Raw genomic sequence first — 14,522 nt, 5'->3', positions numbered from 1 at the left:
CTGAAATGAGAGCTGCCAGCGCCTACCACACCGGCCTCGTACCGATCAAACGCCCAACAAAAAAGGCTCCTGAAACCCAGGAGCCTTTTTGCATGGTGCGCGAACGCCCGTATCAGCTGCCCGCCACCTTCATGCGGTTGACCAGGATGGAGCCCACCGTCTTGGCGCCATAGTTGTAGGCATCGGCACCCACGGCCTCAATGCCCTTGAGCATGTCCTTGAGGTTGCCAGCGATGGTGATCTCGTGCACCGGGAAGGCGATCTTGCCGTTCTCCACCCAGAAGCCGCTGGCGCCGCGCGAGTAGTCGCCCGTCACGTAGTTCACGCCCTGGCCCATCAGCTCCACCACAAACAGGCCCGTGCCCAGCTTTTGCAGCATGGCATCGAGGTCGTCACTGGCCTGGGTGAGGCGCGAGGTCATCACCAGGTTGTGCGAGCCCCCGGCGTTGCCCGTGGTCTTCATGCCCAGCTTGCGGGCAGAGTAGCTGGAGAGGAAGTAACCCTCAACCCGCCCGCCCTTGACCACCTTGCGCGGCGCCACGCGCACGCCTTCTTCGTCAAACGGCGAGCTGCCCTTGCCACCCAGGATGAACGGGTCTTCCAGAATATCGATGTGCTTGGGGAAGACCATCTTGCCCAGCGAGTCAAGCAAGAAGCTACTCTTGCGGTAGAGCGAGCCGCCGCTGACGGCCTGCACAAAACCACCCAGCAGGCCTGCCGCCAGAGTCGATTCAAACAGCACAGGGCATTGCGTGGTGGGGATCTTGCGGCTGCCCAGGCGGCTCAGCGCGCGCTGCGCGGCGTAGCGGCCCACGGCCTCGGGCGAGGCCAGGTCGGCCGCGTTGCGCATGGAGCTGTACCAGGCATCGCGCTGCATCTCGCCGTTCTTGCCGGGCAGCGATGCGATGGGTGCCACCGAGAAACTGTGGCGCGAGCTGGCATAGCCACCGCGAAAACCGCGCGTGTGGGCGCTGAAGAAATGGCTTTGCTGGGCAGATACGCCGGCGCCTTCGCTGTTGGTGATGCGGCGGTGCGTCTTGAACGCGGCGGCTTCGCATGCCTTGGCCATCTCGGCCGCTTCTTCGCTGGTGATGGCCCAGGGGTGGAACAGGTCCAGGTCGCGGTGGGTTTCTGGCGGGGCGATGTCATCCGCATCGGGCAGGCCGGCCACGGGGTCTTCGGCGGTGAAGCGGGCGATGTCGTAGGCCGCCTGCACGGTTTGCTCAATGGCTTTTTCTGAAAAGTCAGACGTGCTGGCATTGCCGCGGCGGTGACCGATGTAGACCGTCACGCCCAGCGACTTGTCGCGGTTGCGCTCCACGTTTTCCAGCTCGCCCTTGCGCACGCTGACCGACAGACCGCAACCTTCGGACGCCTCGGCACCCGCATCGGTGGCGCCTAGCTTCTTGGCATGGGCCAGGGCCCGGTCTACCAGCTCTTCAAAAAACGGGCGGCTGTAGCTGAAGCCACTGGCGGGCTCTTGAAGGGAAGCGGAAGCCTTGGCAGCGGCCGGGGCGCTTTTCGCGCGGGTAGAAGGTTTATTCATAGCGGCGGCTATGATACTTGCCACTGTGGCGCACTCGCTGCCACCTCTCTCTTTGCCCCCACCCATGTCACGCAAACCCAAAAAAGGCTACTTTGTGCGAGGCCAATTCGTTGCCGAAGGCAGCGAACTGGACATTCAGCTCAAGGCCGAACTCAAAGGCACTCCCGATGCCAGCCGCACCGATCTCAAACGCGAAAGCGACGCCCTTCAAGACCTGGGCAAGGAACTGCTGACGCTGCGCTCTGACCTGTTCGACGCCGTGGGCCTGCCCGACAAGCTGGTCGAGGCCATTGTTGAAGCCAAGCGCATCACCAACTTCGAAGGCAAGCGCCGCCAGATGCAATACGTGGGCAAGCTCATGCGCAAGCTCGACCCAGAGATTGTGGAAGCCGCCCGCACCGCGCTGGAAGAACAGCACAAGGGTTCGGCCACCGAAAAGCTGCGCCTGCACCTGGCCGAGCAATGGCGCGACCGCCTGATTGCCGACGACGCCACCCTGCCCCAGTGGATGGAAGAGTACCCCCACACCGACACGCAGCAGCTGCGCGCCCTGATCCGCCAGGCCCGCAAGGATGCGCCGCCCGTGGACAAGGCCGCCGTTTCGCAAGGGCTGGCACCACGCAAGGGCCGTGCATACCGTGAGCTGTTCCAGCTGGTGCGCGAGCACCTGGGCGGCACGGGGCTGGAGCGCGAAGAAGAATCGAACTCTGACGAGGACAGCGATGACTGAAGCACTGACCGGCAGCCACGATGCCGTAAAAATCGGCATTGTCTCCATCAGCGACCGGGCCAGCACCGGCGTGTATGAAGACAAGGGCCTGCCCGCCTTGCAAGACTGGCTGGGCCGTGCGCTGCACAACCCCATCCAGTTCGAGCCCCGCCTGATCCCCGACGAACAGGCCACCATCAGCGCCACGCTGATCGAACTGGTGAACGCGGGCTGCAGCCTGGTGCTGACCACTGGCGGCACCGGCCCCGCGCTGCGCGATGTGACGCCCGAGGCCACGCTGGCCGTGGCCCACAAGGAGATGCCCGGTTTTGGCGAACAGATGCGCCAGATCAGCCTGAAGTTCGTGCCCACGGCCATCCTGTCGCGCCAGGTGGCGGTCATCCGCGACCGGAGCCTCATCATCAACCTGCCCGGCCAGCCCAAGGCGATCGCCGAGACGCTGGAAGGTCTCAAGGGCGCCGATGGCGCGCAAATCGTGCCTGGCATCTTTGCTGCGGTGCCGTACTGCATTGACCTGATCGGTGGCCCCTACCTGGAGACGCGGGACGAAGTCTGCAAAGCCTTTCGCCCTAAAAACGCGATCCGGGTGCCCACCGCTTAACCGCTGCGGCCGCGCCTGACACAGCCGCAAAGCGATCCGCGCCAAAGCCCACAGCAAGGGGGCCTGGCGCCCAGAAGACCTCTTGACCCTGTATGACCTCCGCACTGCCCATCCCATCGAATGACGAACGCCGCAACCACGAGCGGCGCATCCTGCGGGTGCAGGCCGAGTTGATCCTGACGGGCCGCCCTCCCATGGCGGTGCGCACCATGGACATCAGCGAGGGGGGCCTCAGCGTGTTGTGCCCTGTCAATCTGCCTGCGCGCACTGAGTGCACGGTGAAGGTGTCACTGCCTGTGCCACCCACCGGCCGCAAACCCGTGGAATTGCGGGCCGTGGTGCGCTACAGCATCCTGAGCAGCTCAGGCGGCGGGTTTCAACTGGGGATGAGCGTGCCCGTGACCGACCCGGTCACCGCTGCGGCGATCAAGGCATACATCAAAAACTGAGGGCCGCTGACAAGCCACTCAAGGCGACCGTGCGGAGCGATGCAATGCGCACAGCCCCGCGTGCCCCCACAGGCCAGGGCTTTTATTTGCCCACCAGCTCGGTGAGCTTGCCCGCCTCAAACTGCTCTTTGAGGGCCGCATCGCAGGGCACGCAGTCTTGCGTCTTCTGCATGGCCGACAGCTTCTCAATCGCTTGCCACAGCAAGGCGATCTGATGCTCTTGCGAAGAGGCGTTGTCGATCAGGCCGCGCATCGCTTGCGACAGGGGGTCGTCTTCCTGGGTGATGCCGTAGGCCGTGAACTTGCGCGGTTGCTGCGGCTCGGTCACGTCGGCGCTTTGACCTTCTTTGGACGGGATAATGCGCGCGGGAATGCCCACCGCCGTGGCACCTGCGGGCACCGGCTTGATGACCACGGCGTTGCTGCCGATCTTGGCGCCATCGCCCACTTCAAAGCCACCCAGCACCTTGGCACCGGCGCTCACCACCACATCCTTGCCCAGCGTGGGGTGGCGCTTGGCACCCTTGTACAGAGAGGTACCGCCCAGGGTCACGCCCTGGTAGATGGTGCAGCCGTCGCCAATTTCGGCCGTTTCGCCCACCACCACGCCCATGGCGTGGTCGAAGAACACGCGTTCACCAATCTTGGCCCCGGGGTGGATTTCAATGCCCGTGAACCAGCGCGCAAAGTGCGAAATGAAGCGCCCAAGCCATTTGAGCCCGTTGCCCCAGCACCAGTGCGCGGGCCGGTGCAGCCACACGGCGTGCAGGCCGGGGTAACAGGTGATCACCTCCCAGGTGCTGCGCGCTGCAGGGTCACGGTCAAGGATGCACTGGATATCGGAGCGCAGGCGGGCAAACATGGTCAGGTTGTTGTTGGAATTTGGAAACGCAGTCTAGCGCTTTGCCTGCGCCGTCTCGATCATGGCTTTGGCGACACCACGCAAGATGTGGATTTCTTCGGGGGTGAGTTGCGCGCGGTTAAAAAGCTGGTTCAGGCGGGGCATGAGCTTTTTGGGCGCGGCCGGGTCCAGAAAGCCGATGCTGGTCAGCGCCTGCTCCCAATGCCCCAGCATGCCCGCCACCTGGGCCGCATCGGCCTGCACACGGGCGGGGGTCGCATCTTGCACGTCGAAGCCGCCCAGCGCCTGGCGCCAGTCGTAGGCAATGACCTGGATGGCTGCGCCCAGGTTCAGCGAGCCGAAACGCGGGTTGGTGGGAATGGAAAGCGCGGCGTGGCACCGGTACACGTCTTCGTTGGTCATGCCAAAGCGTTCGCAGCCAAACAGAAATGCCACGCCGGTTTGGCCTGCCGGCGCTGCCCCACCGCCTGCTTCACCGCCGCCAGCGGGGTTTGAAGCGTTTTTGGCCTCTGGCGCTGATGCAGCAAGCGCCAGGCGCTCTTGTTTTAATAGCGCTTCGAAGTGCACACGCGGTTCCACCGTGGGCGGGCCGAAGTCGCGCGGGGTCATGGCCGTGGCGCACAGGTGGCTCATTCCGTCGAGCGCCTCGTCCAGCGTGGCCACCACACGGGCCTTCTCCAGTACGTCCAGGGCACCGCTGGCGCGCTGGATGGTTTCTTCCTTGCGCAGCACGTTGGGCCAGCGCGGGGCCACCAGCACCAGGTCGTCAAAGCCCATGACTTTCATGGCACGGGCAGCGGCGCCCACGTTGCCAGCGTGGCTGGTGTTGATCAGGACAAAACGGGTCTTCATGAACGGGGACTAGGTAAAAAAGCGGCGGTGCAGCTAAAATAGAGGGCTTATTGTCGCCGCCCGCATCGCCCGGCTGCGATCAACGCTCATGATCCGCAAGACTTTCACGCCACCAGCGCGCCCGAAAGCCTTGCTAACCACCACAATTTATGTCGTCCAATCTGCACCCCATGCTCAACGTGGCCATCAAGGCTGCACGCGCCGCCGGCGCCATCATCAACCGCGCGGCCCTTGACGTGGAGTCCGTGCGCATTTCGCAAAAGCAGATCAACGACTTTGTGACCGAAGTGGATCATGCTGCCGAAAAAATCATCATCGAAACCCTGCTCACAGCCTACCCAGGCCACGGCATCCTGGCTGAAGAGTCGGGCCAAGAGTACGGCGCCAAGCATTCCGATTTCGTCTGGGTGATCGACCCGCTGGACGGCACCACCAACTTCATCCACGGCTTCCCCGTGTACTGCGTGAGCATTGCGCTCACCGTCAAGGGCAAGGTCGAGCAAGCGGTGGTGTACGACCCCACCCGCAACGACCTGTTCACCGCCACCAAGGGCCGTGGCGCCTTCCTGAACGAGCGCCGCATCCGCGTGAGCAAGCGCACCCAGCTCAAGGACTGCCTGATCTCCACAGGCTTCCCCTTCCGCCCTGGCGACAACTTCAAGAGCTACATGAACATGATGAGCGACGTGATGCAACGCACGGCTGGCCTGCGCCGCCCCGGTGCTGCCGCGCTCGATCTGGCTTACGTGGCTGCTGGCTTTACCGACGGCTTCTTTGAAACCGGCCTGTCCGTCTGGGACGTGGCTGCGGGCTCGCTGCTGGTGACCGAAGCCGGTGGCCTGATCGGCAACTTCACCGGCGAAGCCGACTTCATGGAACAGCGCGAATGCATGGCGGGCAACCCCCGCGTGTACGGCCAGCTCGTGCCCATTCTGGGCAAGTACAGCAAGTTTGCCAGCGCTGGTGACAAGGCTTCCGTGCGCCAGGCTGCCGCTGAAGACATCTCTGCCGGGAGCGCCAGCGCTGCTGAAGAAGAGCCCACCAACCCCGACGCATCCGCAAGCTCGGGCGACGCACCGTTCTGAACCGATGAGCTGAGCGCAGCACCCTGGCAGGGCGCTGCGCACGCCCACCCGGGTTCACTCTGGATCGGGGTACTTCAGCGCGATGCTGCGAAAGTCTTCGGCGATGCTCACAAAAGCGTCCACCATGTCTGGGTCAAAGTGCGTGCCCTTGCCTTTGACAATGGTGCTGCAGGCCTGGTCGTGTGAAAAGGCTGCCTTGTAGACCCGCTTGTTGATGAGCGCGTCGTACACATCGGCCACCGCCATCAGGCGGGCCGATACGGGAATCTGGTCACCCGCCAGACCCTGCGGGTAGCCACTGCCATCCCACTTTTCCTGGTGGCTGTAGGCGATTTCCTTGGAAACACTCAAAAACGCCACCCGCATTCCCAAGCGGCGCTCTGCATCCTCAATCGCCTTGCGCCCCAGGGTGGTGTGGGTCTTCATCACCTCGAACTCTTCCACCGTCAACTTGCCGGGTTTCAGAAGGATGCTGTCGGGAATGCCGATCTTTCCAATGTCGTGCAGGGGCGCTGACTTGTAGAGCAGCTCGATCATCCGCTCGTTGAGCACAGCTTCAAACCTGGGGTGGTTGCGCAAGCGTTCTGCCAACGCTTTCACATACAGCTGGGTGCGGCGAATGTGGTTGCCCGTCTCGTTGTCTCGCGTCTCTGCCAGTGAGGTCATGGCCATGATGGTCACGTCCTGAATAGCCTGCACTTCCAGGGTGCGCAGCGCCACCTCGCGCTCCAGGTAGGCACTTTTATCGCGCAGAAAATCGGCAGTCGCCTTGAGTGCCAGGTGGGTGTTGACCCGTGCGAGCAAGATCGGAGGGCTGATGGGCTTGGTGATGTAGTCCACCGCCCCCAGGGCCAGGCCCATGCGCTCGTCGTCAGGGTCTGAGCGGGCCGTCAAAAAGATCACCGGGATATCGCGGGTCGCTGCGGTGGCTTTGAGCCGGCGGCACACCTCGTAGCCGTCCAGGCCCGGCATCATGATGTCGAGCAGCACCAGGTCAGGCGGTGTGTCGGACATCGCAATCTTCAAGGCCTTCTCACCATTGTTGGCCACCTTCACCATGAAGTGGTCACGCAGCAAGGCGCCCATCAAGGTCAGGTTCTCTGGCGTATCGTCCACCACCAGCACGGTAGCGATGTGCTTGTCCACCAGGGTGGAGGCGTTCACGGTAAAGGACGCTTGTTCCATTGGAATTCCTGCGAAATACACCGTTCAGAGAGCTTGACCAGAATCCGGGCCGGGCGACTGCACGCCCCCCTGCCCCTCGGGAAGATGCTCCAGTGCCTGCTCGAAATCGAAGTTGCGAACCTGCGCCTGGACCGTGGCGAACCCATCCCCCAGGGCAGCTTCCAGAATTGTTGCATTGTGTTGCAAAAAATGGGGCGCTGCCGAATCGTCCTGCGATAGCAGATCACGCAGCTGGGTGAGTACGTCATCCACAGCCAGCACATCCGCCGTGGGCGATTGCTGCGCGGCCAGCCCCGGAGCGAATGCAGCCGACGCAGCCCCGGACTGATCGACCCAGCTTTGCAGGCCTGCCACCAAGGGCTCCATGGCCGCCGCCAGAGCGCCGAGCAAGGGCAGCACCTGCGCGCTGGATGCGCCTGCAGGCTGATGGCGCAGTGCCTGCTCCAGCGCATGGGCGTGTTCTGAGGCCTCTTGCGCACCGATGTTGGCTGCTACGGATTTCAGCGTGTGGGCAAGCCGTTCGGCCAGCCCCTGGTTGCCCGCTGCAATCGCCGCATCAATCTGGGCAACGACGGATGATTGAGCCTGGACAAAGCGCACCAGCATATCGGCGTACAGCGCGGGCTTGCCCAGGGCGCGCTGCAAGCCCAGGGTCGTATTGAGGCCCTGCACCACCGGCGGCCACCCCGTCAGCCGCGGAACCGAGGCCAGCACCGGCGCCTGGCCAGGAGTTGCCACGACCGCCGGGAGCATCGCGGCCCCGCCCAATCCTGGCCGGGGCTTGATCCAGCGGGACAAGGCGCTCCACAACGCGGCAGGCTCGATGGGTTTGGCAACGTGGTCATTCATGCCCGCAGCAAAGCAGCGCTGCCAGTCTGCATCCATGGCGTTGGCGGTCATGGCGATCACAGGCAGGTCTTGCAGGCGTGGGTCCTGCCGCAGTTGCCGGGTGGCGGTCTCTCCGTCCATCACCGGCATTTGCATGTCCATCAGCACAACGTCATACGAGGCTTGGTGCAACTGGTCCAAAGCCATCTGGCCGTTGTCCGCCACATCCACCACAAACCCCGCATCGCGCAACAGCTCCACAGCCACGATCTGGTTGAGTTCGTTGTCCTCCACCAGCAGCACGCGTGCGCCACGAATAGCCACTGGCAATACATCAGGCGCGGGCGCGGCCGCAGGTGTGCGTGAGGTGCTGCCGCCTGCGCCGTCCAGGGGCTGCATCAGGGTGTCCAGCAACACCGATGCGTTCACCGGCTTGATGAGCACGGTTTCTATGCCCTCAGAGCGGGCCGCACGCATGACGTCTTCCCGGCCATAGGCGGTCACCATGAGCATTTGCGGCACGCGGGGCATGCCCAGGCTGCGGATGTGGCGCGCCAGCTCCACGCCATCCATGCCCGGCATGTGCCAGTCCAGCAGCAGCAGTCCGTACAGGCGCTGCTGCGCCATCGATTCGCACAGCATTTCCAGCGCTTGCAGGCCCGAGTAAGCCTGATCCACCTCCAGGCCCATCGCCACCAGCATGTCTGACAAGACAGCCGCCGCCGCCGTATGGTTGTCATCCACCACCAGAACGCGTTGACCACGCAAATCAGCAGGTGGCTGCAAATTCCGCGCTGGCGCGCCCCGCTCCAGCGGCAAGGTCACCCAAAACGTGGAGCCGCAACCAAACTCACTGACAACGCCTACCTCCCCACCCATCAATTCGGCCAGGCTCTTGCAAATGGCCAAGCCCTGTGCCCCCATAGCGGCGCGTGGTCGAGGTATCAGCCTGCTGGAAGCTCTGGAACAGGCGCCCCATCTGCTCTGGCGTCAACCCGATTCCGGTATCGCGCACCTCAAAGCGCAGCAGCACCTGTTGCCCACGCTCTTCCACCATGCGCACCACGATGGAAATTTCGCCTTTTTCAGTGAACTTGATGGCGTTGTTGGCGTAGTTGATGAGAATCTGCCCCAGCCGCAGCGAATCACCCACCAAATTGGGAGGCACATCGCTGGCGACATCGCAAACCAGCTCCAGCCCCTTGGCACCTGCCTTGTAGCCCACGACATCGGCCACGCTTTCGAGCAAACGGTCGAGCACAAATGGCTGGTTCTCCACCGCGAGCTTGCCCGCTTCGATTTTGGAAAAATCCAGGATGTCGTTGATCACGCCCAGCAGATGCTGGCCGGCTTGTTGAATCTTGCTGACGTAATCGTGCTGGCGCGGGCTGAGCCCCGATTTGAGCGCCAAGTGCGACATGCCAATGATGGCGTTCATCGGCGTGCGTATTTCATGGCTCATGTTGGCCAGGAAGTTGGATTTGAGCGCCGTTGACTCCTCCGCCAGTTCCTTCGCGCGCAAAAGACCTTGCTCTGCCAGCTTGCGATCAGTGATGTCCACAAAGGTGCCAATAGCGCCACCCGGCGTGCCGTCCGGGCGCAGAAACCCGTGCAGCCAGAACAGGGTGTGGTGCATCTGCCCGTCGGCATAAGGCAAGTCCACCTCGCGGTGCACTGTCTGGTTGCCTCCCAGGGCCTCTTCGGCATCCTGGAGGAACTGCATGCGCAGCTCTTCGGGCAAAAACGCCAGCTCTTGAACCGTCTTGCCAATGAAGTCTGAGCGATTCACGCCAAAGGCCTGCTCGTACGCGCGGTTGAACCCGGTGTAGCGCTCATCCGCGCCCTTGTAGAACAGCGGCACCGGGATGGCATCGATCAGGGCCTGCTGAAAATCCAGCTGCGCCGCCACCTGGGCTTCCAGCTGTTTCTGGTCATGGATGTCCACGTTGACGCCCACTACCCGGGTGGCCTTTCCGGTCTCATCGCGGAAGATGCGGGCGGCCTCCAGGAACCAGCGAACTTCGCCATCCTGGCGCAACACGCGCCAGGAGTCGCGCACAGAGTCCTGGGTGCCGTTGATGCAGGCGTCGAAATGGTCGCGGGCGCGTTGCCTGTCTTGCGGGTGCAGGCAGGCCAGCCACTCGTCGCGGGACTGGGGCTGCTTGTCGGGCGCAAATCCCATCATGACGGACAGTTTGGACGACCAGAGGATACGGCCGCTGCGCAGGTCTACGTCAAACACACCGATCTTGCCCGCTTCTTGCGCCAACTCCAGGCGCTCATGGATTTCGCGCAGCGCAGCCTCGGCCTTGCGGGCCTCGGTCACGTCCTCGATCACCCACAGCGAGGCATTGGCGAAGCCTTCCATTTGCAGCCGACGCCCCGACAGCCGGGCGTGGAAAACACTGCCATCGGGGCGATACAACACGGCTGTGTCACGCACCGCTTCATGCGGGTGCAGGCCTGGCATGACTTTGGAGCGGAACGCCTCGAACGGCGCCTCTCCACCAAACAGGAAAGACGCATGGCGCCCCTGCAGCTGCGCCGTGCTCTCACCCATCAACTCAGCAAACGCAGGGTTGAACTGGCGCAAGTGCCGATCGCAAATCAGCACGATGGGCGGGGCGTTGTCGAAGATGGCGGTCTGCTGCTCCAGCAGTTCGTTGAGCATGCGCTCGCGGCGCTGCAGCTCTGCCTGGGCGCGCATGCGCTCAGACACTTCCTCTTGCAAACCCACGATGGCAATGCGCTTGCCGCGCTCATCAAAAACGGGCGACAAGGTGACTTCGTCGTGGTAGAGGCTTCCATCGCGCCGTTGGTTGATGAAGGTGCCGCGCCACGACTGGCCCGACAACAAGGTTGCCCACATGGCCTGGTACATTGCAGGAGGCGTTTGCCCGCTCGCCACGACCGAAGGTTTGCGCCCCTTGACCTCCTCCAGCGTGTAGCCGCAGTTGCGCTCGTATTGCGGGTTCACCCACTCGATAAAGCCTTCACTGTCTGTGATGACGACGGCTACGGGGCTGCTTTCCAGGGCAGTGCCCAGCACCTTGAAGCGCTCCAGCGCGCGCGTCACCTGTGCCCTGCTGCGAAGCAGATCCAGCAGCAGCCACCCCAGCATGGAAAACAACATCAAAGCCGCCAGGCCCACTTGCAGGCGCTGCGACCAGGGCATCAGTCCGCTCACATCGTCCAGCATCAAGAGCTGCCATTGCCCTCCGGGATCTTTCCAATCCACGGCGCGCCGCGAAATGGCATGGGGTACGCCGTTCAGAACCACGTGTGATGCGTCCAGGCTGAAAGGCAGCTCGGAGGCGAGGCCATTGTCAAAGTGACTGCCAAACTGGCGTGTGGCGCGAATGCTGTCGATGCGAGCCTGGGTCAAAGGCGGTGCCACGGCAAATAGCCATTCCGGCCGGGCGGATGAAAACACCACGCCCTGGGGCGACAAGAGCAAAACCGGCAAACCCACCCGCGATAGCAGGCCATCGACCGACTCCATCCCCACCTTGAACATCACCACACCAATGATGGCGCCCGAGGGCGAATCGGATTCATACAGGGGCGCTGCATAGTAAAGCCCGCGCTCGTGCGTGTTGCCGCCAATGGCCGCATACACGCTGATGCCCCCTGCATCGCCTGCTGGAAATAAGGGCGGTACGCAAGGTTCACACCGGTGGAGCGAGGCCCCGCAGTTTCATGGGCCACCAACGTTCCATCGCGGGCAATCACATACGCGCCGTTGACGAGAAAACGCTCGCGCGCCACGGTCAGGCGCGCGAGCGCAGCGGGGTGGTCAGGCGGCACCGTACCCCGGGCCATGTCTTTGAGCAGGGGCTCGCTCAAGCCCAGCAAAGACACCGCCCCGAGCATGCCAGCCCCCATGGCCTGGTACGCGAGGGCATCGGCGGTTTGCTGCAGCTTGGCTTGGCGCTCCTGCGCCCGCTCCATCGCCAGCCAATGGGCGACAACTTCCACCGTCAGCCAGGCAGCCAATGTGGCGGCGACCAACACCACGGATGCACCCCGCCAGCCCGGCGCATTGCGGCCCAGCACCTTGTCCAGCAGCGTGGCAACGCCTGTACCCGAGCGTTTCACCCCTACCGCCATAGGTTCCTCCGGCTAGGCACCGCAGGCGTGCACTGGAATGGCTCCTCATTCATCACACGTTCCCCTCAAAACGCCGCGCGCCTGAAGGCGCTGCACCACATGTGTTGCCTCCCCTTGCCTCCGTACCCGCGCGCTGCGTCTCAAAGCGCGGGGTAGATATGGGCGTCCATTTCGTGTACGGGCACCGGGCGCCCAAACAAGTATCCCTGGAACCCATCACACCCGTGCAAACGCAAAAACCCTAGCTGTCCGGCTGTTTCCACGCCCTCTGCCACCACCTGCAAGTCCAGGCTCTTGGCCAGCGCAAGAATGGTTCTGACGATGGCCGCATCGTTGGGATCGCTCAGCACATCTCTCACAAAACTCTGGTCGATCTTGACCTGATCCAGCGGCAGCCTCTTGAGGTAGCTCAGACTGGAATAGCCGGTGCCGAAGTCATCCAGCGCAAAGCCCACGCCCTGTTTTTTGAGTAGTTCCATGCGCTGCACGGCGTCTTCAATATCCCCCAGCAGCATACTTTCGGTGAGTTCAAGTTTGAGCTTGTGGGGCCGGGCCTGGCATTCGCGCAGGGTGTCGAGCACCTGCGCCACAAAGCCTGGCTGGCGAAACTGCCGGGCACTCACATTCACCGACAGGGTGAGGTGGGCCGTGGCTTCGTGCTGAGCCCACAGATGGAGCTGGGTGCAGGCACTGCGCAGCACGGCTTGCCCCAGGGGCAGGATCAGACCTGTCTGCTCTGCCAGGGGTATGAACTCCGCCGGGCTGATCATGCCCCTTTGCGGGTGGCGCCAGCGGGCCAGGGCCTCGGCACCGACGAGCTTGCCTTGATGGTCCACCACCGGCTGGTAATGCACCAGCAACTCGCTGCGCGCCAGGCCCTGGCGCAGGTCAGCCTCCAGGTTCGAGCGGGCATTCACCGCCGCCTGCATTTCCGGGTCAAAAAAGCGCTGGGTGTTGCGGCCCGCAGCCTTGGCCTGGTACATCGCCAGGTCGGCCCGTTTGAGCAATTCGTCCACCGAGAGGCGATGCTCCCCAAACAAGGTGATGCCAATGCTGGGCGTGCTGTAGTGCCGCGCCCCTGCCAGCTCAAACGGCTGGTTCAGACTGGCCAGCAGTTTGTCTGCCACAGACTCTGCCTGTGAGGCAGCCTCATGCAGGTGGCTGCTGAGGTTTTCAAGCATCACGACAAACTCGTCGCCACCAAAACGGGCCACGGTATCGGCTTCGCGCACGCAGGCCAACAGCCGCGATGCCACCTGGGACAGCAGCTGATCGCCCATGTCATGGCCCAAGGTGTCGTTCAGGTCCTTGAAGTTGTCCAGGTCAATGAACAACAGCGCGCCCTGGGCCTTGGTGCGTTGCCCCGCAACAATGGCGCGCTGCAGGCGGTCTAGCAACAAACGCCGGTTGGGCAGGCCCGTGAGCGCGTCATAAAAGGCCAGCCGCTTGATCTCTTGCTCGGCCTGCTTGCGGTCAGTGATATCCATGGTGAACCCATGCAACAGCACGGTGCCGTCCGGCTCCCTGTGGGGCACGGCGCTGGTCATGTGCCAGCGCACGCTGCCGTCAGGCCCCACCACACGGTATTCGCAGCGCCACGGCAGCATGCGCCGCGCTGACACCACCGCAGAGCGGCGCAGGTGCGGGGCGTCCTCGGGCAGCACATGCTTGAGCAGCAAGCCATGGTCTTGCGCAACTTCGTGGGGCGTCACGCCCAGGAACTGGGTCACCGCGTCACTGATGTACTGCACACGGGCAGTGGTGCCGTCCGAATGCAGGCGGTATTGGTAAATGAAACCGGGGATGCGACTGGCGATGCGCTGGATGAACAGCAACTGTTCACGCAATTGCTCGGCCGCGCGGTGCTCCTCGGTCACATCCTGCACCACGCCCATGTACACCACCATGCCATCGCGCGAGCGCGAGTGCCGTACGCGCGAACGCATCCAGCGCACCTCGCCATCGGGACGTCGCCAGCGGTATTCCACATCCGAGCCATCACCCCGTCGGCAGGCCTGGTCAAAGACAGGCCGGTCTTCGGCGGGAATGCCGCTGACCGCACGCTCGTTGCTCAGCCATTCCTGCCGCTCAAAACCCGCGATATCACACAGACCAGGCGACCACAGCAGCACCGTCTCGCCCGGGTCTTCGATGCGGCGCCAATGGCCGGCCTGCGCCAGGCTTTCCATGGTGTTGAACACCTCGGTCTGCTCCTGCAGGTCCCGGCGGGCATCGGCCAGGGCGCTCTCGGCCTGCGCCAGGGCCATGCGCAGG

Annotated in this window: 12 protein-coding genes; 4 read left to right on the top strand and 8 right to left on the bottom strand. The window is 63.4% G+C overall.

All coding sequences use genetic code 11. The features are described 5' to 3' along the window. Nucleotides 1-112: 112 nt before the first annotated feature. The gene (pmbA, locus tag IHV84_RS04735) at nt 113-1,546 is read right to left on the bottom strand and encodes a metalloprotease PmbA (protein ID WP_198846016.1); all 1,434 of its coding nucleotides are present in this window, start codon (nt 1,544-1,546) and stop codon (nt 113-115) included. A 64-nt stretch (nt 1,547-1,610) separates the two neighbouring features. Here pmbA and yjgA point away from each other — a divergent pair, with 64 nt between their 5' ends. From yjgA to IHV84_RS04720, 3 genes are all read left to right on the top strand, one after another. After that, nucleotides 1,611-2,276, top strand: a complete 666-nt coding sequence (yjgA, locus tag IHV84_RS04730; RefSeq protein WP_198846015.1) for a ribosome biogenesis factor YjgA — start codon at nt 1,611-1,613, stop codon at nt 2,274-2,276. Further along, complete coding sequence (gene mog / locus IHV84_RS04725; protein WP_198846014.1) at nt 2,269-2,877, top strand: molybdopterin adenylyltransferase; 609 nt, start codon at nt 2,269-2,271, stop codon at nt 2,875-2,877. The genes yjgA and mog overlap by 8 nt, the downstream gene beginning before the upstream one ends. A gap of 92 nt (nt 2,878-2,969) precedes the next feature. Continuing rightward, nucleotides 2,970-3,326 carry a PilZ domain-containing protein gene (locus IHV84_RS04720; RefSeq protein ID WP_142084745.1) on the top strand — a complete coding sequence of 119 codons (357 nt, stop codon included), beginning with the start codon at nt 2,970-2,972 and terminating at the stop codon, nt 3,324-3,326. A gap of 82 nt (nt 3,327-3,408) precedes the next feature. Here IHV84_RS04720 and cysE read toward each other — a convergent pair whose 3' ends face one another. Beyond that, nucleotides 3,409-4,188, bottom strand: a complete 780-nt coding sequence (gene cysE, locus IHV84_RS04715; protein ID WP_142084747.1) for a serine O-acetyltransferase — start codon at nt 4,186-4,188, stop codon at nt 3,409-3,411. Nucleotides 4,189-4,221: 33 nt separating this feature from the next. After that, nucleotides 4,222-5,040 carry an RNA methyltransferase gene (locus IHV84_RS04710; protein WP_198846013.1) on the bottom strand — a complete coding sequence of 273 codons (819 nt, stop codon included), beginning with the start codon at nt 5,038-5,040 and terminating at the stop codon, nt 4,222-4,224. A gap of 149 nt (nt 5,041-5,189) precedes the next feature. Between IHV84_RS04710 and IHV84_RS04705 the strand changes: the two genes are divergently transcribed. Then, nucleotides 5,190-6,125, top strand: a complete 936-nt coding sequence (locus IHV84_RS04705; RefSeq protein WP_198846012.1) for an inositol monophosphatase family protein — start codon at nt 5,190-5,192, stop codon at nt 6,123-6,125. 54 nt (nt 6,126-6,179) lie between these two features. Here IHV84_RS04705 and IHV84_RS04700 read toward each other — a convergent pair whose 3' ends face one another. The 5 genes from IHV84_RS04700 to IHV84_RS04690 form a co-directional block, all read right to left on the bottom strand. Then, nucleotides 6,180-7,310 carry a two-component system response regulator gene (locus IHV84_RS04700; RefSeq protein ID WP_198846011.1) on the bottom strand — a complete coding sequence of 377 codons (1,131 nt, stop codon included), beginning with the start codon at nt 7,308-7,310 and terminating at the stop codon, nt 6,180-6,182. A 24-nt stretch (nt 7,311-7,334) separates the two neighbouring features. After that, nucleotides 7,335-8,882, bottom strand: coding sequence for a response regulator (locus IHV84_RS20745; protein WP_370541191.1), 1,548 nt, complete (start codon nt 8,880-8,882; stop codon nt 7,335-7,337). A gap of 106 nt (nt 8,883-8,988) precedes the next feature. Beyond that, nucleotides 8,989-11,757, bottom strand: coding sequence for a PAS domain S-box protein (locus IHV84_RS20740; RefSeq protein ID WP_370541190.1), 2,769 nt, complete (start codon nt 11,755-11,757; stop codon nt 8,989-8,991). Next, a complete protein-coding gene (locus tag IHV84_RS20735; RefSeq protein WP_370541189.1) occupies nt 11,655-12,248 on the bottom strand; it encodes a hypothetical protein in 594 nt (197 codons plus the stop codon). The genes IHV84_RS20740 and IHV84_RS20735 overlap by 103 nt, the downstream gene beginning before the upstream one ends. Before the next feature lie 140 nt (nt 12,249-12,388). Further along, complete coding sequence (locus IHV84_RS04690) at nt 12,389-14,437, bottom strand: putative bifunctional diguanylate cyclase/phosphodiesterase (protein WP_370541193.1); 2,049 nt, start codon at nt 14,435-14,437, stop codon at nt 12,389-12,391. Nucleotides 14,438-14,522 lie beyond the last annotated feature (85 nt).

Source organism: Acidovorax sp. IB03, from assembly GCF_016406015.1.
GTDB lineage: Bacteria > Pseudomonadota > Gammaproteobacteria > Burkholderiales > Burkholderiaceae_C > Acidovorax > Acidovorax temperans.
Note: the sequence above shows the minus strand (reverse complement) of the source record. Positions and strands in the feature narration are given on the sequence as shown.